Annotated in this window: 27 protein-coding genes; 16 read left to right on the plus strand and 11 right to left on the minus strand. The window is 66.0% G+C overall.

Going from position 1 to position 26,673, the window contains the following annotated elements; translation table 11 throughout:
- Positions 1-26: 26 nt before the first annotated feature.
- From ADADO0_RS12540 to ADADO0_RS12550, 3 genes are read left to right on the plus strand one after another with little or no spacing between them, the layout of a single operon-like run.
- Positions 27-719 carry a phosphoribosylanthranilate isomerase gene (locus tag ADADO0_RS12540; protein ID WP_511305496.1) on the plus strand — a complete coding sequence of 231 codons (693 nt, stop codon included), beginning with the start codon at positions 27-29 and terminating at the stop codon, positions 717-719.
- Positions 716-1,927 carry a tryptophan synthase subunit beta gene (trpB, locus tag ADADO0_RS12545; protein ID WP_511305497.1) on the plus strand — a complete coding sequence of 404 codons (1,212 nt, stop codon included), beginning with the start codon at positions 716-718 and terminating at the stop codon, positions 1,925-1,927. Before ADADO0_RS12540 ends, trpB begins: the two co-directional genes overlap by 4 nt.
- Positions 1,924-2,265: a hypothetical protein gene (locus ADADO0_RS12550; protein ID WP_511305498.1), complete on the plus strand. Its 342-nt coding sequence runs from the start codon at positions 1,924-1,926 to the stop codon at positions 2,263-2,265. The genes trpB and ADADO0_RS12550 overlap by 4 nt, the downstream gene beginning before the upstream one ends.
- A gap of 145 nt (positions 2,266-2,410) precedes the next feature.
- Here the strand turns inward: ADADO0_RS12550 and ADADO0_RS12555 are convergent, their stop codons facing one another.
- On the minus strand, positions 2,411-2,761 hold the full coding sequence (locus ADADO0_RS12555; protein WP_511305903.1) for an endonuclease domain-containing protein: 351 nt from the start codon (positions 2,759-2,761) through the stop codon (positions 2,411-2,413).
- A 59-nt stretch (positions 2,762-2,820) separates the two neighbouring features.
- Between ADADO0_RS12555 and trpA the strand changes: the two genes are divergently transcribed.
- On the plus strand, positions 2,821-3,654 hold the full coding sequence (gene trpA / locus ADADO0_RS12560) for a tryptophan synthase subunit alpha (RefSeq protein WP_511305499.1): 834 nt from the start codon (positions 2,821-2,823) through the stop codon (positions 3,652-3,654).
- Between the two features lie 18 nt (positions 3,655-3,672).
- On the opposite strand, the gene ADADO0_RS12565 is transcribed toward trpA, so the two are convergent.
- Positions 3,673-4,542 (minus strand): helix-turn-helix domain-containing protein, encoded by an 870-nt coding sequence (locus tag ADADO0_RS12565; RefSeq protein WP_511305500.1) that lies wholly within the window; start codon positions 4,540-4,542, stop codon positions 3,673-3,675.
- A gap of 143 nt (positions 4,543-4,685) precedes the next feature.
- On the opposite strand from ADADO0_RS12565, the gene ADADO0_RS12570 reads away from it, so the two are divergent.
- Both ADADO0_RS12570 and ADADO0_RS12575 read left to right on the plus strand, forming a co-directional pair.
- Positions 4,686-5,477, plus strand: coding sequence for an alpha/beta fold hydrolase (locus ADADO0_RS12570; protein WP_511305501.1), 792 nt, complete (start codon positions 4,686-4,688; stop codon positions 5,475-5,477).
- 16 nt (positions 5,478-5,493) lie between these two features.
- Positions 5,494-6,294 (plus strand): transporter substrate-binding domain-containing protein, encoded by an 801-nt coding sequence (locus ADADO0_RS12575; RefSeq protein WP_511305502.1) that lies wholly within the window; start codon positions 5,494-5,496, stop codon positions 6,292-6,294.
- Positions 6,295-6,354: 60 nt separating this feature from the next.
- Here the strand turns inward: ADADO0_RS12575 and ADADO0_RS12580 are convergent, their stop codons facing one another.
- The 4 genes from ADADO0_RS12580 to ADADO0_RS12595 form a co-directional block, all read right to left on the minus strand.
- Positions 6,355-6,549 carry a CsbD family protein gene (locus ADADO0_RS12580; protein WP_511305503.1) on the minus strand — a complete coding sequence of 65 codons (195 nt, stop codon included), beginning with the start codon at positions 6,547-6,549 and terminating at the stop codon, positions 6,355-6,357.
- A gap of 143 nt (positions 6,550-6,692) precedes the next feature.
- Entirely contained in the window at positions 6,693-7,115 is a 423-nt protein-coding gene (locus tag ADADO0_RS12585; protein ID WP_511305504.1) for an OsmC family protein, read from the minus strand.
- 128 nt (positions 7,116-7,243) lie between these two features.
- On the minus strand, positions 7,244-7,864 hold the full coding sequence (locus ADADO0_RS12590) for an alpha/beta hydrolase (RefSeq protein ID WP_511305505.1): 621 nt from the start codon (positions 7,862-7,864) through the stop codon (positions 7,244-7,246).
- Between the two features lie 240 nt (positions 7,865-8,104).
- The gene (locus tag ADADO0_RS12595) at positions 8,105-9,034 is read right to left on the minus strand and encodes a ring-cleaving dioxygenase (RefSeq protein WP_511305506.1); all 930 of its coding nucleotides are present in this window, start codon (positions 9,032-9,034) and stop codon (positions 8,105-8,107) included.
- 322 nt (positions 9,035-9,356) lie between these two features.
- Between ADADO0_RS12595 and ilvD the strand changes: the two genes are divergently transcribed.
- Together ilvD and ADADO0_RS12605 are read left to right on the plus strand one after the other, a co-directional pair.
- Positions 9,357-11,213, plus strand: a complete 1,857-nt coding sequence (gene ilvD, locus ADADO0_RS12600; RefSeq protein ID WP_511305507.1) for a dihydroxy-acid dehydratase — start codon at positions 9,357-9,359, stop codon at positions 11,211-11,213.
- A gap of 58 nt (positions 11,214-11,271) precedes the next feature.
- Positions 11,272-11,883 (plus strand): carboxymuconolactone decarboxylase family protein, encoded by a 612-nt coding sequence (locus ADADO0_RS12605; RefSeq protein ID WP_511305508.1) that lies wholly within the window; start codon positions 11,272-11,274, stop codon positions 11,881-11,883.
- A 47-nt stretch (positions 11,884-11,930) separates the two neighbouring features.
- Here ADADO0_RS12605 and ADADO0_RS12610 read toward each other — a convergent pair whose 3' ends face one another.
- Entirely contained in the window at positions 11,931-12,386 is a 456-nt protein-coding gene (locus tag ADADO0_RS12610) for a CVNH domain-containing protein (RefSeq protein WP_511305509.1), read from the minus strand.
- Between the two features lie 157 nt (positions 12,387-12,543).
- Between ADADO0_RS12610 and ADADO0_RS12615 the strand changes: the two genes are divergently transcribed.
- The 5 genes from ADADO0_RS12615 (at position 12,544) to rpoN (ending at position 17,361) form a co-directional block, all read left to right on the plus strand.
- Complete coding sequence (locus tag ADADO0_RS12615; protein WP_511305510.1) at positions 12,544-13,164, plus strand: ribonuclease D; 621 nt, start codon at positions 12,544-12,546, stop codon at positions 13,162-13,164.
- A gap of 79 nt (positions 13,165-13,243) precedes the next feature.
- On the plus strand, positions 13,244-14,074 hold the full coding sequence (locus ADADO0_RS12620; protein ID WP_511305511.1) for a hypothetical protein: 831 nt from the start codon (positions 13,244-13,246) through the stop codon (positions 14,072-14,074).
- Entirely contained in the window at positions 14,071-14,664 is a 594-nt protein-coding gene (locus ADADO0_RS12625; RefSeq protein ID WP_511305512.1) for an LptA/OstA family protein, read from the plus strand. The genes ADADO0_RS12620 and ADADO0_RS12625 overlap by 4 nt, the downstream gene beginning before the upstream one ends.
- 254 nt (positions 14,665-14,918) lie before the next feature.
- A complete protein-coding gene (gene lptB, locus ADADO0_RS12630; RefSeq protein ID WP_511305513.1) occupies positions 14,919-15,785 on the plus strand; it encodes an LPS export ABC transporter ATP-binding protein in 867 nt (288 codons plus the stop codon).
- Positions 15,786-15,822: 37 nt separating this feature from the next.
- The gene (rpoN, locus tag ADADO0_RS12635; protein ID WP_511305514.1) at positions 15,823-17,361 is read left to right on the plus strand and encodes an RNA polymerase factor sigma-54; all 1,539 of its coding nucleotides are present in this window, start codon (positions 15,823-15,825) and stop codon (positions 17,359-17,361) included.
- A 35-nt stretch (positions 17,362-17,396) separates the two neighbouring features.
- Here the strand turns inward: rpoN and ADADO0_RS12640 are convergent, their stop codons facing one another.
- From ADADO0_RS12640 to ADADO0_RS12650, 3 genes are all read right to left on the minus strand, one after another.
- Positions 17,397-18,722 carry a bifunctional folylpolyglutamate synthase/dihydrofolate synthase gene (locus tag ADADO0_RS12640; protein ID WP_511305515.1) on the minus strand — a complete coding sequence of 442 codons (1,326 nt, stop codon included), beginning with the start codon at positions 18,720-18,722 and terminating at the stop codon, positions 17,397-17,399.
- Positions 18,723-18,739: 17 nt separating this feature from the next.
- Positions 18,740-19,633, minus strand: a complete 894-nt coding sequence (gene accD, locus ADADO0_RS12645; protein WP_511305516.1) for an acetyl-CoA carboxylase, carboxyltransferase subunit beta — start codon at positions 19,631-19,633, stop codon at positions 18,740-18,742.
- A gap of 177 nt (positions 19,634-19,810) precedes the next feature.
- A complete protein-coding gene (locus ADADO0_RS12650) occupies positions 19,811-20,896 on the minus strand; it encodes a zinc-binding metallopeptidase family protein (RefSeq protein WP_511305517.1) in 1,086 nt (361 codons plus the stop codon).
- A 145-nt stretch (positions 20,897-21,041) separates the two neighbouring features.
- On the opposite strand from ADADO0_RS12650, the gene ADADO0_RS12655 reads away from it, so the two are divergent.
- Positions 21,042-22,073 (plus strand): Gfo/Idh/MocA family protein, encoded by a 1,032-nt coding sequence (locus tag ADADO0_RS12655; protein WP_511305518.1) that lies wholly within the window; start codon positions 21,042-21,044, stop codon positions 22,071-22,073.
- A gap of 6 nt (positions 22,074-22,079) precedes the next feature.
- Here ADADO0_RS12655 and ADADO0_RS12660 read toward each other — a convergent pair whose 3' ends face one another.
- Positions 22,080-22,550 (minus strand): peroxiredoxin, encoded by a 471-nt coding sequence (locus ADADO0_RS12660; protein ID WP_511305519.1) that lies wholly within the window; start codon positions 22,548-22,550, stop codon positions 22,080-22,082.
- Positions 22,551-22,683: 133 nt separating this feature from the next.
- On the opposite strand from ADADO0_RS12660, the gene ADADO0_RS12665 reads away from it, so the two are divergent.
- Entirely contained in the window at positions 22,684-26,163 is a 3,480-nt protein-coding gene (locus tag ADADO0_RS12665) for a YhdP family protein (RefSeq protein ID WP_511305520.1), read from the plus strand.
- Positions 26,164-26,234: 71 nt separating this feature from the next.
- On the plus strand, positions 26,235-26,633 hold the full coding sequence (locus tag ADADO0_RS12670) for a PRC-barrel domain-containing protein (protein WP_511305521.1): 399 nt from the start codon (positions 26,235-26,237) through the stop codon (positions 26,631-26,633).
- Positions 26,634-26,673 lie beyond the last annotated feature (40 nt).

Genomic DNA, 26,673 nt, shown 5'->3' on the forward strand with positions numbered 1-26,673 from the left:
ATTGCCGGGAACGCTATCGGAACGCCATGGGCCTCGACGTCAAGATCTGCGGTGTGAACACACCCGAAGCGCTCGAAGCGGCGCTGGAGGCGGGCGCGGATTTCGTCGGCTTCGTGCATTTCCCCAAAAGCCCGCGCCATCTCTCCATACCGGCGATGGGCGCGCTTGCTTCGATGGTGGGCGGCCGCGCCGGCAAGGTCATCCTTACGGTCGATGCCGACGATGCGCAGCTGCGCGCTCTGGTGGATGCGGTCTCGCCCGATCTCCTGCAACTTCACGGCAGCGAAAGCCCCGAGCGGGTGGCCGCCATCCGCGCAATGTTCGGCGTGCCTGTCATGAAGGCGCTGCCGGTGCGCACGGCCTCGGATCTCGCGGATGTCCCGGCGTTCGCCGCCGTGGCCGACCGCCTGTTGTTCGACGCCAAGCCCGATCCCGGCGCGCTGCTGCCGGGTGGAAACGGACGGGTGTTCGACTGGAACCTGCTGCACGGCCTTGACCCGGGTCTGCCGGTCATGCTTTCCGGTGGGCTCGATCCCTCGAACGTCGCGCAGGCGCTTGCCAGCGTGAATGTCGGGGGGGTCGATGTTTCATCCGGGGTGGAAAGTGCGCCCGGAGTGAAATCGCCCGAGAAGATTTTCGGCTTCGTCCGCGCGGCGCGGGCGGCCCTATCCCAGACGCCTCAAAGCCCCACCTCCATCTTGGAAGGCCACGCTTCGTGACTGTGTTGAACTCCTTCCGCAACGGACCTGACGAAGGCGGCCATTTCGGCAACCACGGCGGGCGCTTCGTCGCCGAGACGCTGATGCCGCTGATCCTGCGGCTGGAGGATGCCTACGAGGCCGCGAAGATCGATCCGGCCTTCAAGGCCGAGATGGATTATTTCCTCACCCATTATGTCGGCAGGCCCTCGCCGCTCTATTTCGCCGAGCGGCTGACCGAGCACCTGGGCGGCGCCAAGATCTATCTGAAGCGAGAGGAGCTGAACCACACCGGCTCGCACAAGGTGAACAATGTTCTCGGCCAGATCCTGCTCGCCCGTCGCATGGGCAAGGAGCGGATCATCGCCGAGACCGGGGCGGGCCAGCATGGCGTCGCCACCGCGACGCTGTGCGCGCGGTTCGGCCTGAAGTGCGTGGTCTATATGGGCGCGGTTGACGTGGAGCGGCAGAAGCCCAACGTGTTCCGCATGAACATGCTCGGCGCCACCGTGGTGCCCGTCACCTCCGGCTCCCGCACCCTCAAGGACGCCATGAACGAGGCGCTGCGCGACTGGGTGACAAACGTGCACGACACCTTCTATTGCATCGGCACGGTGGCGGGGCCGCATCCCTATCCCGCGATGGTCCGCGACTTCCAGTCGATCATCGGCAAGGAAACCCGCGCGCAACTGTTCGAGGCCGAGGGCAGGGGGCCCGACAGCCTGATCGCGGCGGTTGGCGGCGGCTCGAACGCCCTGGGCCTGTTCCACGAATTCCTGGATGACGAGGGCGTCGAGATCTTCGGCGTCGAAGCTGCCGGCCACGGCGTGTCGACCGGCCAGCATGCCGCCTCCATCACCGGCGGTCGGCCGGGCGTGCTCCATGGCAATCGCACCTATTTGCTCATGGACGGCGACGGACAGATCGCCGAGGCCCACTCGATTTCCGCCGGGCTCGATTATCCCGGCATCGGCCCCGAGCATTCCTATCTGCACGATGTTGGCCGGGTGACCTACATCCCCTGCACCGACAACGAGGCTCTGGAGGGCTTCCAGCTCCTCTCCAAGCTCGAAGGCATCATTCCGGCACTGGAATGCGCCCACGCCATCGGTAAGGTGATGGAGATCGCCCCCGAGAAGCCGAAGGACCACATCATGGTGGTCAATCTCTCGGGCCGTGGCGACAAGGACATCTTTACCGTGGCCGAGCATCTTGGGGGGATGGCATGAAATATCGGGTGGCAGGCGCGCTCCTGCTCGGGGCGGGCTGCATCGGGGCGATTGCCCCGGCTTTCGCCGACCCCGCCGGGCTGAAGCTGACTTTCGGCAAGGTCGTCACCGATCCCGCAGGGGCATTCGTGAGCGTGCAGGTCGCAAACACCGGGACGCTGACCTTGAGCCAGATCGTGGTGACCTGCCAGTTCTTCGCCGGCAAGACGGCTCTGGGCTCGTCCTATACCACGCTGTTCTCGTCCTTCCCCGGCATCACCGGACAGGACCAGGTGCGCCTCATTGGCGCCACCACCGCCAACAAGGCCACCTGCGCCATCACCACCCCCGCCAGCTGATGACTTAAGCCTTTTCCACCTCTCCCCGAGGGGGAGAGGTCGGCTGCGAAGCAGCCGGGTGAGGGGGCTCCAGCGTTTCAGGACTTGAGAGGGTAGTCCCCCCCACCCTAGCCCTCTCCCCCGTGGGGAGAGGGAACAGGTTGTGCTAGCGACCCGGAAGCTCAAGTTCGAGGCGGATCAGTTCAAGGACACCCTCCAGATTGTCGTAGATGTCCTGGTTCGAGATACGCATGATCCTGAGGCGTTTTTGCTCAAGGAAACGGGTACGTACCTGATCTCGCCGTACATCCTCCACCTCGGAGTGCGTCACGCCGTCCACTTCGACCACGAGCGATCCGGCAAGGCAGATGAAGTCCACGACATAAGGGCCGACCGGGTATTGGCGGCGGAATTTCCATCCCAAAAGCCGTCGTCCGCGCAACGCGCGCCACAGCACAGCTTCGGCCGAGGTCTGGCGGCTGCGCAGGGCTTGTGCTTTTGTCCGTGTAGCTTCTATCGCCTTGCGCCGCTTCGCCGGCCTTTCCCATTCAAACGCAAATAGATTACACGGCCTCCATGACCACTCGCATCACCACCCGTTTTGCAGATCTTGCCGCCGCTGGGCGGCCGGGTCTTGTGACCTTCATCACCGCCGGGGATCCGGACGGGGCGACCTCGCTCGCCATCCTGAAATCCTTGCCGGGCGCCGGGGCGGATGTGATTGAGCTGGGGGTGCCGTTCACCGACCCCATGGCGGATGGTCCTGCCATCCAGGCGGCCGGCCTGCGCGCGCTCAAGGCCGGGCAGACGCTGGAGAAGACGCTGCAATTGGTGCGCGACTTCCGCACCGGGGACGATGCCACGCCGATCGTGCTGATGGGCTATTTCAACCCGATCTATGTCTATGGCGTCGAGCGTTTCCTGGCGAACGCCAAGTCCGTCGGCGTTGATGGACTGATCGTCGTCGACCTGCCGCCGGAAGAGGACGACGAATTGTGCCTGCCGGCGTTGGCTGCCGGGCTCGATTTCATCCGCCTCGCCACGCCCACCACCGACGATGCGCGCCTGCCGGCGGTGCTGAAGCACACGGCGGGCTTTGTCTATTACGTCTCGATCACCGGCATCACCGGCTCGGCGACCCCCGATGCCGACCTCGTCGCGGCGGCGGTCAAGCGCATCAAGACCCACACCTCGCTGCCGGTGGCGGTGGGCTTCGGCGTGAAGACGCCGGCGCAGGCAGCGGAAATCGCCGCCGGGGCGGATGCGGTGGTGGTGGGCTCCGCGCTGGTGGAGACGGTGCGGGTGTCTCTCGACGAGACCGGCGCTGCGACCGCGCGCACCTGCTCGGATGTGGTGAGCCTGGTGCGCAGCCTTTCTGAAGCCGTGCGCGGCGTCACCCGCACCGCCTGATCGCCCAACGCGGCGCAGTCACCCCTTCTTCGCCTGCGCGATCAGGGTTTCCATCGCCGCAACCGCCGCACTGCCGGTCAGCGCGCCCTCCCACAGGCGCGCGGCGAGTGTCTCGTACATCTGAAGGGCCTGCGCATCGGAACTGATGACGGCAACCCCATAGCGCAGGTTCAGCGGCGCTCCGAGGCGGAACGGGCTCGTCACAACCAGCTTCTGCCCGCCGCGCCGCAGGATCTGGAACCCGGAGGTCGGCAGGGAGCGGGCGGTGACGGCGATCTGGACCCCCATGGGCGGCTTTTCGATCAAGCGGCACAGGTGTTCGATCTCGCGTGCCGCCACCTGTCGCGGTCCGGCGGTGCGCGGGCGGGCATCCGGGGCCGCGTCGAGGCCGGAGGCAAGATAGACCGCCACTTCCGACAAGGGCACGACATTGACGAAGCCGCCCTGCCGGCGCCCCTGCGCGATCTTGCGCTTGCGCAACGCATCCCGCAGGCGGCGGTTCTCCGGCGGTGTGAGGGAATCCACCTCGTCGGCGCGGGAGATGGCCAGGAACAGCGCCTCGTCATAGGCGGCGCTGGAGAGCACATAGGCGAGCGGGCCGAACACTGTCGTGATGTGGTCGGCATCCTCTTCGAGCACCTGAAGGCGCTCAAAGAAATCCACCGCGCGGGGCAGATACTCCTGACCCAGGCCCAGCAGCGCGCTCAGCGACGTGCCGTAGAGCCGCGCCAGACGATCCAGCACGTCGAGCTTCACGATCCCGCCGCCCTCGTAGCGATAGAGCAGCGCGCGGGAGAGGCGGGCGCTGCGCGCCGCCTCCTCGACGGTGAGGCCCGACACCGCGCGATGATGGCGCAGGCGCCGGCCCACTTCGGCCAATTCGGTCATTACGAGAGCATCCGATTGCCTAAGGAGGCAGCAGCCTATCTCAAAAATGAGACGCGTGTTTCTTAAAGGAGAATAGCATCTAAATTAGCTGTCGATGCAGGCCGAGCGGTCTCCTAGCCTTGGTTCTGGACGGAGACCACGACATGCCTTTTGTGACCATCGACGGACGGCGCGTGCACTATGCCCATCGCGCGGGAGGGCCACGCACCATCGTGTTTCTGCACGGCGGCTTCGGCAGTTCATCGCAGCTCTGGTCCAATGCCATGGAGGCGCTGCCGGCCGAGTGGTCGGCCTATGCTATCGACAATTTCATCCACTCCGAGGCGCCGCCCGAGGGCTACAATGTCGCCGCCTTCGCCAAGCGCCTCGCCGGCTTCGTCGCGGCACTGGGGCTCGACCGGCCGGTGGTCGCCGGCCATTCTATGGGCGGGGTGGTGAGCCAGATTTCTGCGCTGGATTATCCGGAAGCGGTGGGCGGGCTCGTGCTGGTCTGTAGCGGTGCGACCATGGCGAACAACAAGGTTGCCAGGCCGCTGCTCGCGAAGCTGGAGACCGAGGGACACCGGCCGGGGGCGCTGCGCGCCATGAGCGAAAGCTGGTTTCGCTGGCCGCAGGGACCCTTCTTCGAGCGGTATGTGGAACTGGCGCAGACGGCGCCGCTCCAGGCCATGATCGACGCCCAGATCTCGCTCATCGAGGCAGACGTGAAGGCGCGCCTGGGCGAAATCCGTGTGCCGACGCTGGTGATGTTCGGGCCCTACGATACCGGGCGGACCATGGAACATGCCCTGATGCTGAAAGACGGCATCGCCGGCGCGCGGCTCGCGGTGCTCGAGGAGAGCGGCCACACGCCCATGGCCGATACGCCAGACGCCTTCAATGCCGCCCTCTCGCAATTCCTCGCTTCAATCCCCGCGCGCGATATCGCAGCCTAAGCTCCAGGAGATCGCCATGACTGTATCTCAGCTTTCCCTCGCTCAGCTTTTCCGCCACGCGCTTCCTCTCGCGTTCGTGGCCACCCTCCTGGCGCAACCGGCCGCCGCCGACGTGCTCGACGAGGTGAAATCCTCAGGCGTCCTCAAGGTGGCGGTGGTGCTGGACTATCCCCCGTTCGGCTCAATGCGCGCCGACATGAAGCCGGAAGGCTACGACATCGAGGTCGCCGGACTCCTCGCCAAGAGCCTGGGTGTGAAGGCGGAGCTGGTGCCGGTGACGAGTGCAAACAAAATTCCCTATATCCAGAGCCGCAAGGCGGACGTGCTGCTGAACATCGGCGCCAATCCCGAGCGCGCCAAGGTGGTGGACTTCTCCGCGCCCTATGCGCCCTATTTCATCGGTGTCTTCGGACCCGCCGACATCAAGGTCGCCTCCATCGAGGACCTGAAGGGAAAGACCATCGGCACGACGCGCGGTTCGTTCGAGGAAATGATCCTCACCAAGACCGCGCCGGAGGGCACCGACATCAAGCGCTATGAGGACAATGGCACCACCATTTCCGCCTTCCTCTCGGGCCAGACTCAACTGGTGGCGCTCGGGAATATCGTCGCCGCCAACATCGTCTCGCAAAAGCCGACGCGGATGCCGGAGCAGAAACTGCTGCTGCTGAATTCACCGGTACGTGCGGCGGTGCTGAAGGGGGAGGGGCCGTTGCTCGAAAAGGTCAATGCCGCCATCGCCCAGCTCAAGGCCGACGGCACGCTGCCGGGCATGGCAGAGCGCTGGCTGAAGCAGCCGCTGCCCGCCGGCTTCTGATCGATCGACATACAAAAAAGCCGCCCCGGAGGGCGGCTTTTTCTATCGAGCGGGCTTCGCTCAGAGGTTGCGGTTGACGGTGTCCTTCACCGCATCCTTGGCCTCGCCAACGGCCTTCTGGCCCTTGCCCTTCAGTTCCTGAACCTTGCCCTCGACTTCGAGCCGATCGTTGCCGACCGCCTTGCCGATACCCTGCTTGGCATTGCCAACGGCCTCGTTCGCGGTGCCCTTGATCTTATCAGCGGTGCTGCCCATGGGAACGTGTCCTTTCCAAAGCGGCCCAGAGTGGCCTCTCAGGTAAACAACCGCGCTGCCCGCGACCGGTTCCGCGTGAGTGCCGAAATCGCGCATGCCGCAGCGGCGGAAACGCCCGCCGGAGCGGGCGCGTCCGGCGCGCGTCAGACCAGTGCGGCGTCGAGCGTGATCTCGGCCTTCAGGAGCTTGGAGACCGGGCAGCCGGCCTTGGCCTTGCCCGCGAGTTCCTGGAACGCGGCATCGTCCACGCCGGGGATTTTGGCGCGCAGCGTCAGGGCGACGGCGGTGATGGCGAAACCATCCGCCTGCTTCACCAGGGTGACGTCGGCCTTGGTGTCCATGTGCTCGGCGGTGAAGCCGGCTTCGCCGAGGATCAGCGAGAGCGCCATGGTGAAGCAGCCGGCGTGGGCGGCGCCGATCAGTTCCTCGGGATTGGTGCCGGGCCTGCCCTCGAAGCGGCTGGCGAAGCCGTAGGGATAGGCATCGAGCGCGCCGCTCTTGGTGGAGATGGCACCCTTGCCGTCCTTGATGCCGCCGGACCAGACCGCAGAGCCGAAAGTGGTCATGAGATATTCCTTTTCTTGAAACCCGGACCCAACGGCGCGGGGATCGCCGCGCGCCGGTGGGTCTCAGACTATGCCGCGAACGCTGCGGCCACGCGACAAAGACGCTTAACGTGACCGCGAGGTTCATTTTATCGAGCCGTCAGCCACGCCTTCGCCAGCGCGACGTCGTTTTCGGTGAGCCCGTGGCCGGCCCGTAGCGTGCGGTGTTCCACCTCGGCGCCCGCTTCCTGAAGCCGCGCCGCGAGGCGCTCCGCATTTGCCGGGGGTATGATGGGGTCGGCATTGCCGGAGAGGATCAGCACCGGCTTGCCGGCAAGATCATGGGCGGGCGCCTCCTCCAGCGGCACCATGGCACGCAGCAGGACCGCCCCCGCCAAGACCTCGGGCCGGCGATACAGGATGGCGGCGGCAATGTTGGCGCCGTTTGAGAAGCCGACCGCGATCGGCGCGGGGCCGCCGCATGTCTCGCGCGTGGCGGCGATGAAGTCCGCCAGTTCGTCGGCGCGGCGGCGCACGTCCTCGGCGTCGAACACGCCTTCCGCGAGGCGGCGGAAGAAGCGCGGCATGCCGTGTTCGAGCACCTGCCCGCGCGGCGAGATCAGCGCCGCGCCCGGCGAGAGCATGCGGCCGAGCGGCAGGAGATCGTTCTCGTCTCCGCCGGTGCCGTGCAGCAGCAGAAGCGGCGCGCGGCCCTGAACCGTGGCGGGTTCATAGCGATGGACGAAGCTGGATGCGGTGAGCGTGGTCATGATGGGTCTCCGTGCGCGCTGCGAGGCGCGCGAAATGCGTGGAGTGCTCCCTCCCGATGATGTGTTGTTCCCTCTCCCGCTTGCGGGGGAGGGGTAGGGAGGGGGAAATGGTGCGAAGTGGTTGAGTGCAGGGCTTTTTTCTTAAGGCTCCCAGCCCCCTCCACAGCCCTCCCCCGCAGGCGGGAGAGGGGGCGACCGAGCGATGGCGACGGTGCCAGGGAGGTAGGTTGGGGCGTCGCCTCAACCGAGCACAGGAAGCACGCGCTCGATCTCGTCGCGCTTGCTTTCCAGCCCCGCCGGCAGCTTCAGCGACTGGCCGAGGGTGTCGGCCGGCTCGTCCACGGCGAAGCCGGGGATGTCGGTCGCGATCTCGAACAGGACGCCGTTGGGCTCGCGGAAATAGACCGAGCGGAAATAGTTGCGGTCTTTCTGCTCGGTGGTGTGGATGGCGTGGTTTTCCGCCAGCTTTCGCACCATCTCCATTTCGGCGGCATCGTCCGCCGCGCGGAACGCCACATGGTGCACGCTGCCCCCGCCGGCCCGGCCCTTCAGGAAATCGCCGGCAACCCGGAGGTCGACCACGCCGCCCATGGCGGCATTCGAGGTGAAGCGCACATAGGCGCCCTCGCGTGCCGCCTCCGCATAGCCGAGCACATCGGTGAGGATCGCGCCCGTGGGTGCCGCATCCTTCACCAGCAGGCTCACGCCGTGGAAGCCGCGGATGGCATAGTCCGCCGGAATATCCGCGACGCTCCAGGCGGGCTCCGCTTCCGCACCGGGAACTCCGACCAAGGCAAGGCGCATGCCGTCCGGATCGGTGAAGGCGAGGACCGTCTCGCCGAAGCGGCGCACCGGCGACGTGTGCCGCACGCCCTTCTCGACGAAGCGCTGCGTCCAGTAGCCTATGGCGCCTTCCGGCACGCGGAACGTGGTTTCCTGGGTCTCGCCGACACCGAGCCGGCCCGGCGCCACATGCTCCCAGGGGAAGAAGGTGATGATCGAACCGGGCTGGCCGGCCTCGTCTCCGTAATAGAGGTGGTAGGTGCCGGGATCGTCGAAATTGACCGTCTTCTTCACCAGGCGCAGCCCCAGGGTGCCGACATAGAATTCGACATTGCGACGGGCGGGGCCGGAAATCGCGGTGACGTGGTGGATGCCGTTGGTGGTCATTTTCAAATCCTCCAAATCGAAGGGAAATCTTCTAAGGATTGATTTAAGGAAAGCTCATCGGTTTCGCTACGGTATTAGGATTGCGTGAATGCAATGTGGATTGGCGCTCTTGCGCTTTTCCTCGTCGCCACGCCGCGCGCGCTCGGCGCGGGTTACGGCATTGCCGGAGCCTTTTGCTGCTCCGGCAATGCCCCCGGCGCATGGCCGCGCCGCCAGCCCTACGCTTGAAAAGATTTCGCTTTGTCTGAATTCGCTCTAAGACAGGCGCCAGAAGATAATTGCGCAGGCTGGGCCTGCAACAGACGTAAAAGGTCGAGAAGTCATGCCTGCCTATCGTTCCCGCACCTCCACCCACGGCCGCAACATGGCCGGAGCCCGTGGCCTTTGGCGCGCCACGGGGATGAAGGACGGTGATTTCGGCAAGCCGATCATCGCGGTGGTGAACTCCTTCACCCAGTTCGTGCCGGGCCATGTTCACCTGAAGGATCTCGGCCAGCTCGTGGCGCGTGAGATCGAGAAGGCCGGCGGCGTCGCCAAGGAGTTCAACACCATCGCGGTGGATGACGGCATCGCCATGGGCCACGACGGAATGCTCTATTCCCTGCCGTCGCGCGAGATCATTGCCGACAGCGTGGAATACATGGTCAACGCCCATTGCGCGGACGCCATGGTCTGCATCTCCAATTGCGACAAGATCACCCCCGGCATGCTGATGGCCGCCATGCGGCTGAACATCCCGGCGGTGTTCGTCTCCGGCGGGCCCATGGAGGCCGGCAAGGTCATTCTCTCCAACGGCGAGACCAAGTCGGTGGACCTGATCGACGCCATGGTCGCCGCCGCCGACAGCCGCGTGTCGGACGAGGACGTGAAGGTGATGGAACGCTCCGCGTGCCCCACCTGCGGCTCATGCTCGGGCATGTTCACGGCCAATTCCATGAACTGCCTCACCGAGGCGCTCGGCCTCGCGCTGCCGGGCAACGGCTCGGTGCTCGCCACCCATTCGGATCGCGAGCGCCTGTTCGTCGAGGCGGGACATCTCATCGTCGATCTTGCCCGCCGCTATTACGAGCAGGAGGACTCCAATGTCCTGCCGCGCAACATCGCGTCGTTCAAGGCGTTCGAGAACGCCATGACCCTCGACATTTCCATGGGCGGCTCCACCAACACGGTGCTGCATCTGCTGGCCGCCGCCAACGAGGGCGAGGTGGATTTCACCATGTCCGATATCGACCGGCTGTCCCGCAAGGTGCCGGTGCTGTGCAAGGTGGCGCCCGCCGTCGCCAACATCCACATGGAAGACGTGCACCGCGCCGGCGGCATCATGGCGATCCTCGGGGAACTGGACCGCGCCGGCCTGATCCATAATGACCTGCCGACCGTCCACGCCCCGACCATGTCCGATGCGCTGGACCGCTGGGACGTGGTGCGCAGCAAGAGCGAGACGGTGCACAACTTCTATCGCGCCGCGCCGGGCGGGGTGCCGACCCAGGTGGCGTTCAGCCAGTCGCGCCGGTGGGACGACCTCGATGTCGACCGCGAGACGGGCGTGATCCGCAACCTCGAACACGCCTATTCCACCGATGGCGGCCTCGCCGTGCTTTACGGCAACATCGCGGAAGAGGGCTGCATCGTGAAGACCGCGGGGGTGGACGCCTCCAACCTCACCTTCACCGGCCCGGCACGCATCTTCGAGAGCCAGGACGCGGCTGTGGAAGCCATTCTCGCCAAAGGCAAGGTGGTGGCCGGCGACCTCGTGCTGATCCGCTATGAGGGACCGCGCGGCGGGCCCGGCATGCAGGAAATGCTGTATCCGACCTCCTATCTGAAGTCGAAGGGCCTGGGGAAGCAGTGCGCGCTGATCACCGACGGGCGCTTCTCCGGCGGCTCGTCGGGCCTGTCCATCGGCCACATCTCCCCCGAGGCGGCCGAGGGTGGGGCGATCGGCCTGGTGGAAGAAGGCGACATCATCGAGATCGACATCCCGAACCGGCGCATCCACCTTCAGGTGTCGGAAGAGGTGATGGCGCATCGCCGTGCGGCCATGGAAGCCAAGGGCGATGCCGCCTGGCAGCCCGCGCCCCGCAAGCGGGCGGTGTCCCAGGCGCTTCTGGCCTACGCCGCGATGACGACCTCCGCGTCGCGCGGCGCAGTACGCGACGTGAAGGCGCTGAAGCGCTGAGCCTCGCGCCGCGCGGGTCCGCGCGGCATCCTGTTCTCAGAACCGTGAAAGGCGTGCCATGAGCCGGCTTCCAATGATTGCGCGCGACCAACTCGGCGATCTCGAACCTCTGTTCGCGCGGGTCGAGCGCCAGGGAGGAACGGTGCCGAACGCTTGGCGCATGATGGCGCATGTTCCGGACATCCTGCGCGCGTTCTGCGATCTCGCCTATGTGACGCTGCGGGTCGAGCGGCAGGTGCCTGCGGTGCTGAAATGGCTGGTGGCGCATGTCGCCAGCCGCGCCGCCGGCTGCCGCTATTGCATGCTCCACGCTGTCGCCAATGCCGACGGCCTGCCGCTGGCGGAAGGCGACCGCGAGAAGATCGAGGCTGTTTGGGAGTTCGAAACCAGCCCCTTGTTCTGCGAGGCCGAGCGCGCGGCGCTGCGGGTCGCGCTGGGCGCGGCCATGGTGCCGAACGCGGTCGAGGATGACGCATTCGAGGCGCTGAAGGCGCACTATTCCACCGAGCAGATCGTGGAGATCGTTGCGGTCATCTCCCTGTTCGGATTTCTCAACCGTTGGAACGATACGCTTCAGTCCGAACTGGAGGAAAAGCCCCTGGCCTATGCGGCAGAGCATCACCTCGACCAGCGCGGCTGGTCGCTGGGCGCCCACGGCCGAACGGACTAATCGCGCTTCTCGAGGAAGCGCGCCAACGGGCCTTCTCCCTCAATGGCTCATCGACAGGTGAGGCGCCCGTCCACATTGGCGATGTCGCGGCCGGGTCCGCACCAGCTTGCTGCCGTGTTGGAATCCACCCAGCGGCCGCGCGAGTCCTGACAGGTCGCCTTCAGCCATCCCGCGACCATGCGGATGTCGCGGCATGAGGACATATAGGAGCCGTTGGGCGGACGCTCGCTACCGAAAGCCGGCGCGGCTCCCTGCGCGGGCGCGGTCTTGCACACCAGCCGCCCGTCTTCATTGGCAATGTCGTTTCCTGGCGCGCACCAGCTGATCGCGGTATTCGCCTCGACCCAGCGGCCCGAGCGGTCCTGGCAGCTCGCCTTTAGCCAGCCCGCAACCTCGCGCACGTCGCGGCAGGAGGAGAGATAGCTGCCGGCGGGAACCTGCTGCGCAGCCGCGGGAAGGATCGACAGGCCGAGCAGCGCGACCGCTAAAGCAAAGAGTTTCACGCACCCACGCATCGTCACCTCCAAAGCCGATGACGCAATATCCGATCGACCCGCCACACCGCAACGCGGCCCAGAAGCGCAAGCTCGCCGCCGGGCCCATCGACAGCCCATGCCCGCTTCGCTACAAGCCGACACGGCTCAACGCAAAGACGCATCCATGACCATCCGCCTGCATAAGGGCGACCTGCCGGACAGCTTCCGTCCGGCATCGGTCGTCGCCATCGACACCGAGACCCTCGGCCTGAACCCGCATCGCGACCGGCTCTGCCTGGTGCAGTTGTCCAATGGCGATGGTACCGCCGACCTGGTCCAGGTCCCGCGCGGCGCCTCGGCGGCGAGCGCGCCGAACCTGGTGCGCATGCTGGCGGACCCCAATGTGGTGAAGCTGTTCCATTTCGCGCGGTTCGACGTGGCGGTGCTCGGCCATACCTTCGGCGTCGCCGTCGCGCCGGTGTTCTGCACCAAGATCGCCTCCCGCCTGACCCGCACCTATACCGACCGGCACGGCCTGAAGGATCTGGTGAAGGAACTGGTCGGCGTCGATCTCTCCAAGCAGCAGCAGAGTTCGGACTGGGCGGCCGAAGACCTGACCGAGGCCCAACTCCAGTACGCCGCCTCGGATGTCCTCTATCTGCATGCCTGCAAGGACAAGCTGGAGGCCATGCTGGCGCGGGACGGGCGCGCGGCGCTGGCGCGGTCCTGCTTCGATTTCCTCCCCACCCGCGCGATGCTGGATCTCTCCGGCTGGGCGGAAGAGGATATTTTCGCCCATTCCTGATTCCCACCGCGCGACTTGCGCGGGACATCCCTCCGGCCCATCTTGAAGGGCGCGGGATGTCGCGCGCCTTAGGGGAAGAATGAGCCAACCCGTATCTTCCACCGACACTGAACGGCGCGATGCTTCCGCGATCTTCAGTGCGCGCGAGGCGCCCAATTTCGTCCGTGCCCACAGGCATAGCGGACGCGTGCGGCTGGTGAAGCGCCTGTTGCCCGTGATGCTTGTCGGGGCGTTCGCGGCGATGGTGATCGTGCCTCTGCTGCATCAGATGGGCTTGAAGCTGGAATTGCCGTTCGAGATCGGCGGGCTGCATCTCTCCGGCACGCGGCTCACCATGGAAGTGCCCAAGCTCTCCGGCTTCACCGACGACGGGCGCGCCTATCGCGTCAACGCCGCGACCGCATCCCAGGATCTGGCCAAGACCGATGTGCTGGACCTGACGGATATCGACGCCCAGATCGAGCTGGCCAACAAGGGCTGGGCCAACGTGAAGTCGGCGACCGGTTCGGTCGATACCAAGAGCCAGATCATCCGGCTGGTGAACGGCGTTTACCTCACCGTCAATGGCGGGTATGCCGGGCGCCTGAAGGATGCTGAAGTGGATGCGAAGGCCGGAACTCTGGTCACCGACAACCCGGTTCTGCTCACCTATCGCGACGGCAAACTGGTGGCCGACCGCATGATGGTCTCCGATCGGGGTAACCGGGTACTCTTCGAGGGCAATGTGCAGTTGGATTTCCGCAGCGCCGATTTCTCCGACAAGCAGGGCGCCGCCGCTGCCCCGGCGCAGACCACCCCGGCTCCATCGGCTGCACCTCAGCCTTCAGGCCAGCCGCCGTCCGTCCAGCCTGCACCGAACCAATCCTCGCCCGCCCAATCCGCGCCGGCCACCAAGGGAGCCATGCGATGACCTCTCGCCTCGCCGCCGCCGGGCGCGCCGCTGCCCTGTTCAGCGTCTTCCTTCTGGCCGGCGCCGCGCCAAGTGTCGCGCAGCAGGCGGGGGCGCCGAGCGTGCCGAACGCGCTCCAAGGCTTCGCCAAGAACCGCGACCAGCCGGTGCGCATCAATTCCAATTCGCTTGAGGTGCGGGACAAGGACAAGACCGCGCTGTTCGCCGGCAATGTGGTGGTGGTGCAGGGTGACACAACCATGCGCAGCCCCGAGCTTCTGGTGTTCTACGAAGGCAGCGCCACGCCCACCGACAACCAGCCGCAGAGTTCGTCCTCCATCAAGCGCCTGGAGGCGCGCGGCGGCGTCGTGGTCCAGACCAAGGACCAGACCGCGACCGGGGAGACCGGCACGTTCGACATGAAAAGCAACACCGTGGTCATGACCGGAAAGCCGGTGGTGCTGACCCAGGGGCCGAATGTGATCCGCGGCCAGAAACTCACCGTTGACCTTGTCACGGGAGTGTCGAGGATAGAGGGTGGACGGGTCGAGAGCGTGATCGTGCCCGGCAGCGTGAAACCGGGCGATCAGCCGGCGGCGCCAAAGCGTTGATGCTGTCATCCATAAGCGGGCGTATCGTCGCGGCACGGCCGTTTTTCCCCGCGGCCTGAATTTTGCATGTTGCAAAGCTTGCCTTCAGGGAGGAAAACTAGGCCCTTCCGGCTGCAACCCGCGCGGATGGAGCTTTCAGCCTCCAAACGTTCTGAGCGGTTTGCGTCCGGCCTCATTCGAGGCGGCCTAAGATTCAGGCGTTCTGACTGAATTGGTGTCCGCCCCTGCGGGAAATCCCGACCGGAGGCGTCGCGTTGAACGTCCTAGCCATGTTCGGCTCCAAATCCTCGCGTCCCGCATCGGCAGCGGCTTCCGTCGATCCCGCCTGGGATGCGGAGCAGGACGGCGATGTCGCGAACCCGGATCTGGGTGGTCGCGAGCCGCGCGTCGACCAGTCGGAAGTGGCTCTGGCCGCCTACGATCTCGCAAAGAGCTATGGTGGGCGCAAGGTGGTGCGCGGCGTCAGCCTCAATGTGCGACGCGGCGAGGCGGTCGGCCTGCTCGGCCCCAATGGCGCCGGCAAGACCACCGTCTTCTACATGATCACCGGCCTGGTGAAGGCCGACGCGGGCCGCATCGAGCTTGAGGGCCATGATGTGACCTCCATGCCCATGTATCAGCGCGCTCGGCTCGGCATCGGCTACCTCCCCCAGGAGGCCTCGATCTTCCGTGGCCTGTCGGTGGAGGACAACATCCTCGCCGTGCTGGAAGTCACCGAACCGAACCGCCGCAAGCGGCGCGAAGAGGTCGACGCGCTGCTGGAGGAGTTCAAGATCACCCATGTGCGTAAATCGCCGTCCATAGCCCTGTCGGGCGGCGAGCGGCGGCGCGTGGAAATCGCCCGCGCCCTCGCAAGCCGGCCGTCCTTCATGCTGCTGGACGAGCCGTTCGCCGGCATCGACCCGATCGCGGTGGGCGACATCCAGGCGCTGGTGCGCCATCTGACCACGCGCGGCATCGGGGTTCTCATCACCGACCACAATGTCCGCGAGACCCTTGGCCTGATCGACCGCGCCTACATCATCCATTCGGGCGCCGTGCTGATGGAGGGCGACCGCGACTCCGTCGTCAACAGCGCGGACGTTCGCCGGCTCTACCTCGGCGAAGAGTTCCGCCTATGAGGGCCACCCGTCCACGCTACCGGGGGGGCACCGCCTGATGTCGCTCGCCCCGCGCATGGAATTCCGCCAGACCCAGTCTCTGGTGATGACGCCGCAGCTGATGCAGGCCATCAAGCTGCTTCAGCTCTCAAATCTCGAACTGGTCGCGTACGTCGAAGCGGAACTGGAGCGCAACCCGCTGCTGGAACGCGCGGCGGAAGAAGGCAGCGCGGACGCGCCGGACAGTCTTGAGATCCTTCCCACGCCCGAGCCTGAAGCCGTGCGCGAGGGCGACTGGCTGGTGGAGGATGCGGAACCAAGCCGCGCGTCCATGGAGGCCCGCCTCGACACCGACCTCGGCAACATTTTCCCCGACGATGTGCCTGTCGACCGGCCCGGCGCGGGTGGTCCGGGCGGCGGCACCGTCAGTGACTGGGGCGGCGGGGGCGAGCGGAGCGAGGACTACAATCCCGAAGCCTTCCTCGCCACCCAGACCACCCTTGCGGACCATCTGGAAGCCCAGTTGTCTCTGGCCGAGACCGATCCGGTGCGCCGCATCATCGGCCTCAACCTGATCGGCCTGATCGACGAGACGGGGTATTTCACCGGCGACCTCGCGGTGCTGGCGGACATGCTCCAGGTCAGCGTCGCGGAGGTGGAGGAGGTGCTGCGCCTCATCCAGACCTTCGAGCCCACCGGTGTCGGCGCGCGAACGCTGTCCGAATGCCTGGCGATCCAATTGCGCGAGCGCGACCGCTGCGATCCCGCCATGCAGGCCCTGCTGGCCCATCTCGATCTGCTGGCGCGCCATGACCGAAATGCGCTGCGCCGGGTTTGTGGTGTGGATGCGGAGGATCTCGCCGAGATGATCTCCGAGGTCCGCCGGCTGGACCCAAAGCCCGGCCTCGTGTTCAGCGGCGGCGTGGTGCATCCGCTGGTGCCCGACGTGTTCGTGAGGCCCGGACCGGAGAACACCTGGCTGGTGGAGCTGAACTCCGAGACTTTGCCGCGCGTGCTGGTGAACCAGACCTATCACGCCACCGTCGTGCGGGCCGTTCGGTCGCCCAAGGAAAAGAGCTTCCTGGCCGATTGCCTGCAAAGCGCAAGCTGGCTCACCCGTTCGCTGGACCAGCGGGCGCGCACCATCCTGAAGGTGGCGAGCGAGATCGTGCGTCAGCAGGAAGGGTTCCTGGACCATGGGGTGCGCCATCTGCGGCCGCTCAACCTGCGCACCGTGGCGGATGCCATCGGCATGCATGAATCCACCGTCTCGCGCGTCACCTCCAACAAATACATCTCCACCCCGCGCGGCGTGCTAGAACTGAAGTTCTTCTTCTCCTCCTCCATCGCCTCCTCAGGCGGCGGCGAGGCGCATTCCGCCGAGGCGGTGCGTCACCGCATCAAGGGTCTGATCGACGCCGAGAATGTCGATGAAATCCTCTCCGACGACACGCTGGTCCAGAAGCTGAAGACCGACGGCATCGATATCGCCCGCCGCACGGTGGCGAAGTATCGCGAGAGCATGAACATCGCCTCCTCGGTCCAGCGCCGCCGCGAGAAACAGGCGATCCGCGCCGACGCCACCTCGATGGCGTGATGGTGCTGGCCAAGTGAGCGCTTAGCGCGAACTTTTCAGACCGGCAGCGTGCCGTTCGCTTCCAGGACCGCGCCCGCCAGATACAGCGAGCCGCAGATCAGCACGCGCGGTGCCGGCACGGTGGGGAATGCTGACAGGCTATCCAGTGCGGCGCCGACATCGCGCGCGGTGGAGGCGGACATGCCGAGCGCGGCGGCGGCGGCGGCCACTTCGGCGCTCGCCAAGGCTTCATGATCGCCGGGGATCGGCACCGCGATCACCTCGCCCGCCAGCCCCGCGAAGGATGCCAGGAAGCCGGTGACATCCTTGGTGCCCAGCATGCCGATGATCAGCACCAGCGGCCGGGGATAACGCTCCTCAAGCTCCACCAGTGCACTCGCCACCACGGCGCCGCCGGCGGCGTTGTGCCCGCCGTCCAGCCAGAGTTCCGCGCCCTGAGGCGCCCGCTCTGCCAGTGGTCCGGGCGGCAGGCGCTGCATGCGCGCGGGCCATTCGGCGGCCCGGATGCCGGCTTCGATCGATGCGCCGGGAAGCCGCAGGCTGGGCACCGCCCGCAGCGCCGCGACCGCAAGCCCGGCATTGCCGAGCTGATGTGCGCCCATGAGGCGGGGACGGGGCAGGTCGAGAAGACCGTCCTCGTCGGAATAAACCAGGCGGCCGGCCTCCTCATGGACGGTCCATTGCTGGCCGCGCGCGAACAGGGGCGCCAGATGGCGCGCTGCAGCGCGCTCGATCACCGCCATGGCTTCGGACGGCTGCTCGCCCACCACCACCGGAACGCGGCGCTTGATGATGCCGGCCTTCTCGGCGGCGATCAGTGCCACGGTGGCGCCGAGGAATTCCACATGGTCGACGGAGACGGGCGTTATCACGCTGACCAGCGGCGTCTCGACCACATTGGTGGCATCGAGCCGACCTCCCAGCCCCACCTCAAGCAGCAGCACGTCGGCCGGCACCTCGGCAAACAGCAGCAGGGCGGCGGCGGTGGTGATCTCGAACAAAGTGATCGGCGCGCCGTCGTTTGCCGCCCCGACCCGGTCGAGGGCATCCGAAAGCGCGGCATCGTCCACCAGCGTGCCGGCGAGGCGAATGCGCTCGTTGAAGCGCACCAGATGAGGCGAGGTATAGACGTGGACCCGGCGGCCCGCCGCCTCCAGCGTGGCGCGCATGAAGGCGATGGTGGAACCCTTGCCGTTGGTGCCGGCCACATGCACCACCGGCGGCAACCGTCGCTCGGGATGTCCAAGGGCCGCGAGCAAACGATGCACGCGGCCGAGCGACAGGTCGATGCGCTTGGGATGAAGCGCCGAAAGCCGCTCCAGGATCGCGTCGGGGGCGCTGGAAGATGCGGGACGCGCCATGCTGTCGAAGATGCTTTCTAAGCCGCCGTCGGACGCGGGAGGAGGGCCTTGGGCGGAACCGCCGGGGCCTTCACCATCAGGCGGCAGAGGCGGCCAAGGGTTTCGCGCATCTGGTGGCGGTGGATCACCATGTCGATCATGCCATGGTCGCGCAGATATTCCGCCCGCTGGAAGCCCTCGGGCAGCTTCTCGCGGATGGTCTGCTCGATGACGCGCGGGCCGGCGAAGCCGATCAGCGCGCCGGGCTCGGCAATGTGGACATCCCCGAGCATGGCGTAGGAGGCGGTGACGCCGCCCGTGGTCGGGTTGGTCATCACCACCACGTAAGGCTTCTTTGCCTCACGCAGTTCCTGGATCGCCACCGTGGTGCGCGGCATCTGCATGAGGGAGAGGATGCCCTCCTGCATGCGCGCGCCTCCTGAAGCGACGAAGATGATGAAGGGTGTGCCCTTGGCGGCGGCGGTCTGGAGGCCGGTCACAACGGCCTCGCCTGCGGCCATGCCGAGCGAACCGCCCATGAAGTTAAAATCCTGCACCGCGATCGTCACGGGCAGGCCCTCCAGCAGGCCGGTGGCGACCTTCACGGCGTCCGTCATGCCGGTCTTGGTGCGGGCATCCTTCAGGCGGTCGGCATAGCGGCGCTCGTCGCGGAACTTCAGCGGGTCGGTGGTCACGTCCGGCAGCGCCACCTCTTCATAGGCGGCGTCATCGAAGGTGATCTTCAGGCGCGAGGCGGCATCCATGCGCATGTGATAGCCGGAGCCGGGAATGACGTAGAGATTGGCTTCCAGATCCTTGTGGAAGACCATCTGCCCGGTCTCGGGGCACTTGACCCACAAATTTTCCGGGACCTCGCGGCGGGCGAGGAAGTCGCGGATCTTGGGGCGGACAACGTTGGAGATCCAGTTCAACAGGCAGCTCCTGAAATACGGCCACCTTTGTAATCGCTGCGAGGCGCCGAAGGAAGCCGTCTTCGCTGCAGTGCAAATGCGGCGGGGGCATGTCTGACACCGTAAATGAGGGGACCCGTAAACGCGAAACCCTCCCCATGGGAATGGGAAGGGCTTCGTTTGCGGAGGTCTCGGGCGCTACGCGGCGGCGAGGCTGCTCTGCCGCTGTGGCGCGGCGGCGATGAGTTCGTGGACGAACTGAAGCTTCCTCACCACCGGCTCGGACAGGATGAAGGGGTAGAGGTCCGGCTGTCCCATGGAGCGGTTGACGCTGTTGAGCGCCACGGTGAGCGGCACCCAGGCGTCAACCAGATCCTGCGCATCGCGCGCCTGATAGGGGTCGAAGTTGAGTTCGACCTGGAGGTGGGCCAGGGAATGCATGCGCGGCTGCACGCGGATGCCGAAGGAGGCGGCGGTCTCCATCGCGTCCGCCATATGGAAATAATGCGCCCAGGTCTCGGCGAAATCCTCCCAGGGGTGGGCGGTCGCATAGGACGAGATGAAGGAGGATTGCCAGTCGACCGGAGGGCCGTTCTGGTAATGCTTCTGGAGCGCCTCATTGTAATCGGCGCGCTCGTCGCCGAACACCTCGCGGCAACGCTCCAGGGGCCCGCCGTCGCCATCGACCAGCAGATCCCAGAAATAATGCCCGAGTTCGTGCCGGAAATGGCCGATGAGCGTTCGGTAGGGCTCGCCCATGGCGGTGCGGCGCTTCTCGCGCTCAGCATCATCCGCCTCGGCGATGTTCAGCGTGATGAGGCCCTCGTCGTGCCCGGTCAGCACATGGTCTCCCCCGACCGTCTGGCTGTCGGCGAGAAAGTCGAAGGCGAGGCCGTGCTCCGGGTCCTCGATCCGGTCGTACACCGGCAACTGCCAGCGCATGATGGAATAGAAGACATGGCGCTTAGCCAGTTCCACCTTCTGCCACAGGCCAAGATTCTGCGGCTCGGTCAGGTCGGGCACGGTGCGGTTGTGCCGGCAGGCCTGGCAGAACGCATTGCCGCCTTCCGGCACCAGCCAGTTGCACACGTCATGCTCCGCATTGGTGCAGAACACGTAAGGCCGGGAGGGTTCAGCCAGCGCCTTGAAGGCGGCGCCGGCCGGCTCCACAGCACTCATGATGCAACGGTCCGGAAGGAAGCCGAGGCGATATCCGCAGCTCACGCATGCCCGGTTGTCGAAATGCACCGGGTTTTTACAATTCTGGCATTCAAAGAGCTTCATGTCCGCTCGCACATATTGGGTCGCACGCCAGCGCGTGCACGGCGTTAATACGATTGTGCAGCCAAACGGTTCCCGTATGCACACGCATGGCGCCCATGCGGAGCAATTTTTGCGCGATCGGGTTCGACAGGAGGGCTGCAGGCACATGCACCAAATCGCCATCGTCGGGCTGGGAATGGCCCACGCGCCGCATCTGGCGAGCCTGCGCGAACTCGCCAAGCGGGTCTCGATTGCCGCCTGTTACGCGCCGAGTGCGGAACGCCGGGCGGCGTTTTCAGCGGTAAACCCGGACCTGAACGTCACCGGCGATCTCGACGCCATCCTGGCCGATACCACCATCGACATGGTGTTGCTGCTGACCCCGCCGCGCACCCATCTCGACCTCGTCACGCGGTGCGCCAAGGCGGGTAAGCATGTGCTGCTGGAAAAGCCGGTGGAGGTGGACCTGCCGCGCGCCACCGCGGCGGTGGAGGCGATGGAGCGTGCCGGCCGCACGCTGGCCATCATGCTTCAGCATCGCTTCCGGCCCACCTCGCTGAAAGTGGCGAAGATGATGGGGGAGGGTGCGTTCGGGCCGTTGATTTCCGGCTCCGCTTCGGTGCGCTGGTGGCGCCCGGCGGATTATTATGCCCAGCCCGGCCGGGGCACCATCGCCCGCGACGGCGGCGGGGTTCTGCTGACCCAAGCAATCCACACGCTTGACCTGTTCCTGAGCCTGACGGGGCCGGTGGCGCGGGTTGCCGCCCTCACCGTCACGTCGCCGCTGCGGCCCATCGACAGCGAGGACATGGCTGCGGCGGCGGTGGCGTTCCGCAATGGCGCCATCGGCACCATTGATGCCACCACCGTCGCATACCCCGGTTTTCCCGAACGGCTGGAACTTGCCTGCGAGAGAGCGACGACCATCATCGCCGCCGACACGCTGGACATCTATTGGAAGGACGGCCGCCATGTGCGCGAAGAGGGCGCGCAAGGGGGCGGCGGCGGGGCCGACCCGATGGCGTTCTCCCACGAGGCGCACAAGGCGCTGATGGCCGACTTCCTCGACGCGGTGGACGAGGGCCGGGCGCCGCGCGCCAGCGGGCGCTCGGCGCTGGGTGTCCAGGCTCTGATCGACGCGATCCTCGCCTCCTCGGCAAGCGGCGCGCCGGTCGATTTGCCCGAAGCGGATGCCTGATGCGAATCAGAGCGCCTGGGCGGCGGCAAGCACAGCGTCGGCGTGGCCCTCGACCTTCACTTTCGGCCAGGTCGTGGCCACGGTTCCGCTACCGTCAATGAGCAGGGTGGCGCGCTCTATCCCCATGTATTTTCGCCCATACATGCTCTTCTCCACCCAGACGCCATAGGCTTCGAGCATGGTCCGGGTCTCGTCCGAGGCGAGCGGGAAATCCAGGTCGTATTTCGCCTTGAACTTGTCCTGAGCCTTCACCGGATCCGCGGAGACGCCGAGGATGCTGGCGCCGGCGGCATCGAAAGCGGCCCGCAAGGCGTTGAAGGCCATGGCCTCTTTCGTGCAGCCTGGGGTGTCGGCCTTGGGATAGAAGTAGATGACCAGCTTGCGGCCCTTGAAGTCTTCCAGGGACACATTGCCGCCGCCATCGCGGGGCAGCGAGAAGGGGGGAGCTTTGGAGCCTTCTGCGGGAAATTGCGACATCTGCCTTCCTTTCGACGTGTCTGCGGACTACCGGCAGGCTTACGCCCTTGCCTGATGCCAGGGATGATACATTCTGCGCCGCTTGGAAAGCCGGCGCGGGGGCGCCTTTGCGCAGCCGGAGGACGACTGAGGGATGAGGGACGAGACGGCTGAGCCCAAGCCGGCACGGCATGCGCGGCCTGGGCGCCTTCGGGGTATCGCCGGGGCGCTGGTTCCCCGTGGCCGGTTCGCCAAGGTCGTCGTATGGTCGCTCGTCTCTTTGGTGGCGCTGGCAGGCATCGGTGCGCTCGCGCTTTATGGCCTGATCGCGAGCGGTACCGTCACCGCCAACCTTGCTACGCCCTATATTGAGCGCGCCCTTGAGGAGCGCCTGGGTGGCAAATACGACGTCATCATCGGTTCCACCTCGGTCGAGACCATGAGCCACGGCGGCACCGTGGTGATCGTGCACGACATCAAGGTGGTCGGGTCGGCGGGCGAACTGATTGCCGCCGCGCCGAGCGCCGAGGTGGAGCTTGAAGGCAGCCTTCTCACCCTTTCGCCTCGCGCGCGACGCGTCGACCTGATCGGCGCGGAGATGACGGTGAAGATCGCGGCCTCGGGCGTTGTGGCAGTCGCCACCGGTAAGGGCGCCACGCCGCTGACCTCGACACCCGTCCCGGCGCGCGATGCGAAGCCCGCGCCCGGCGTTACTTCGGACGTCGCCGCCGTTGCCGAGGCGGAGCGGGACCGCACCGATCCCCTGACCCTGAGGGCGCTGGCGGGTTGGTTGAACGAACTGGAGAACGGCGGCCTGGACGGCGGCGCGCTTCAGGATGTGGGGCTGAAGAACGGCACGCTGAAGGTCGAGAACGAGTCCAGCGGCAAGAGCTATGCGTTCCAGCACATCTCCATCCGCATGTCCCGCCCGGAAATGGGGGGCGCGATTCTGAGCTTTGCGTTCCAGGGGCCGAGCGCGACGGCGACGCTGGTTGCCACCATCGGGCCCGTCAGGGAGCGCGAGCGCACCTTCGACATGGTGCTGAAGGATGTGGCGACCCGCGATCTGGTGCAGGCGTTCACGCAGGACTGGCGGCGCTTCTACATGGACCTGCCGCTCGGCGCGCGCCTGAAGGCGCGTCTCGCCACCGACGGGCGGGTGCTGGCGGCGAAGATGGATGTCGAGTTCGGCGCCGGCCAGATCGGCAACGGCGAGGACCCGCTTGAGCGTTTCACCGTCGATTACCTGCGCCTCGGCCTGACCCTGGACCCGGTGCGGCGGATCATCGTGATCGATCCGCTTGCGGCGGGGAAGAACGCCAACAAGGTGGCGCTTCAGGGCGAGATCAACATTCCAGCCTCCGCCAGCGAGGTGTGGACCTACAATTTGCGTCAGCAGCAGATCATCCTGGCGGGGCCGGAAATGCCCGATCCGCCTCTGGTGATCGACCAGATGCGCGTCAACGGGCGCTACCAGCCCGCCGACAAGCGGCTGACGTTTGAAAACGGCATGCTCTCCGGCGTCGGCGGAAGCCTCAGCTTCAGCGGCATGGCGGATTTCGGCGTGCCTTTGCCGATCATTAAGCTCGAAGCATCGGGTGGCAAGATGCCCTCGTCCACGGTGCGGCGCTTCTGGCCAGTCTCGATCGCCCCGCCGGCACGCGATTATGTGCTCCAGAACGTGACGGGCGGCACCATCGAGAGCACCAAGCTGAAGGTGAACATGCCGCTGGAGCTGATCGGGCAGAAGGAGGTTCCGCTGCCCGACGATGCGGTGCACCTGGAAATCTCCGGCACCGGCTTCACGCTCCAGGCGATGAAGGGCCTGCCACCGATCCGCGATGTCAAGCTCGCCGTGGTGGTGACCGGGCGCAGTGTGCGCGCCGACATGCCGGAAGGGGTGGTCATCACGCCCCAGAACCGCAAGCTCACCATGTCGGACGGCACCTTCCTCATGGCGGACTATTTCCCGCGTGAGCCGCGTGCCCAGATCCAGGTGAAGATCAACGGCCCGGCCGATGCCGGCATCGAACTGTTGGGCACAGAAGCCCTGAAGGGGCCAACCGGCACCGCCTATGATCCCTCGACCACGCGCGGCAAGCTTTCCGCCCTGGTTCAGATCAACATTCACTTCCGCCGCGTACAGGATCCCAAGGACACCGACTATTCGGTGGAAGCGACGCTGACCGATTTCGGCGTTGACGCGGTGTTTGCGAACCAGCGGCTGGAAGGCGCGACGGTGATTGCATTCGCGACCCCCGCCGGCATCCTGCTGCGCGGCGATGGCAGGATCGCCGGGGCGCCCGCCAGCTTTGAATATGAGAAGAAAAAAGATGTCGCGGACGCCAATGTGAAGGTGAACGCCACCCTGGATGATGCCTCTCGCGCCAAGCTGGGCATCAATCTGCCGGCCGTCACCGGCCCGGTGCTGGTGCGCTTGGTCGGCACCACGGACAATGTGATCACCAAGGCCAATATCGAGCTGGACCTGACGGGCGCGCGCATCGCCGATCTGGTGCCCGGCCTCACCAAGCCGCCGGGCAAGCCGCTGAAGGCGCGCTTCACCTCCACCGATGCCGGCAAAACGGTGAAGCTCAACGATCTGGTGCTGGAGGGCTCCGGCTCGCTGATCAGGGGGGCCGTCGAGATCGCTGATTCCGGCGACGTGCTCTCGGCCAATTTTCCGACCTTCCAGCTGAGCGACGGCGACAAGGCGAGCCTCACCGCCACCCGCTCCGGCGATGTGCTCAAGGTGCGCATCACCGGAGAAGTGGTGGACGCGCGGGGCATCATGAAAAGCCTCGTCGGCACGCCGGCTTCGGCACCGCAGAGGGGGCCTAAGCCCCGCAACCAGGACGTCGACGTCGAGGCAGTCATCGGCGCGCTCACCGGCAACAATGGCGAGGTGCTGCGCCAGTTCGACCTGACAGTGGGGCGGCGCGGCATCGAGATGCGCAATTTCACCCTGACCGCGCGGGCCGGGCGCGACGGGACCCTGAGCGGCGACATACGGCCGGTGAATGGCCGCAACGCGCTCATGATCACCACCTCGGATGCCGGCGCGGTGATGCGCTTCCTCGACATCTACGCCAAGATCGACGGCGGCGAGATGTGGGTCTCGGTGGACCCGCCACGCGGCGACACCAGCCCGCAGGAAGGTACGATCAACCTGCGTGACTTCGTGGTGCGCGGCGAAAGCGGACTCGACATTCTGGCCTCGGCCGCGCGCGATTCCTCCGGCCGCGCCGAACCGGGCACGGCGGCGTTCCAGAAAGCGCAGACCAAGTTCACCCGTACGCCGGGCAGCATAACCGTCCGCGAGGGCGCCATCTGGGGGCCGGTCGCCGGCGCCACCGTGGACGGGGTCGTTGATTTCGCCGCCGAGCGCATCGCGTTGCGCGGCACTTATGTGCCGGCCTACGGCCTCAACAACCTGTTCTCCAAGCTGCCGCTGATCGGCATGCTGCTGGGTGGCGGCCCGAACGAGGGGCTGCTGGGCGTGACGTTCGAGATCGTCGGCCCCTTGAGCGGTCCGCGCCTCACCATCAATCCGCTGTCGGCCGTGGCGCCGGGCTTTTTGCGCAAGATGTTCGAGTTCCGCGACACCTCCATCGCGCCTCCGCCCGCCCGCTAGGCGGCCGGCAGGAACCTAAACCGTGCGCGGGCGTTATTCCTGATATCAATTAAGAATCAGGAGTTTACCTCATGCGCCGCGTTCTATTCGCCCTTGCCGCCACGTCCCTTCTGGTGGCTCCGGTGCTTCCCGCCATGGCGCAAACGGCGGTCACGACGGAAACCTTCGTCGCAGCAAAGCCGACGGACGTGCTCAGCTATAATCTCATCGGCCTCAACGTGAAGAACACGCAGAATGAGACGGTCGGCGAGATCAAGGACATCATCCTCTCGCAGGGCGACGTCACCGGTTATGTTCTCTCGGTCGGCGGTTTCCTGGGTATGGGCGAGCACTATGTGATCGTGCGCCCGTCTTCTGTGAAGATCGCCTATTCCGAAAACGACAAGAAGTGGTCGGCGACCATGAACTCGACCAAGGAGCAGGTGAAAGCCGCGCCCCAGTTCAAGTATGAAGGCCGCTGGAAGCGTTGAGGCGTCCTCGCCTAAAACAGAAAAGGCTCCCGCGAGGGAG

Source organism: Aquabacter sp., from assembly GCF_965279295.1.
Lineage (GTDB): Bacteria > Pseudomonadota > Alphaproteobacteria > Rhizobiales > Xanthobacteraceae > Aquabacter.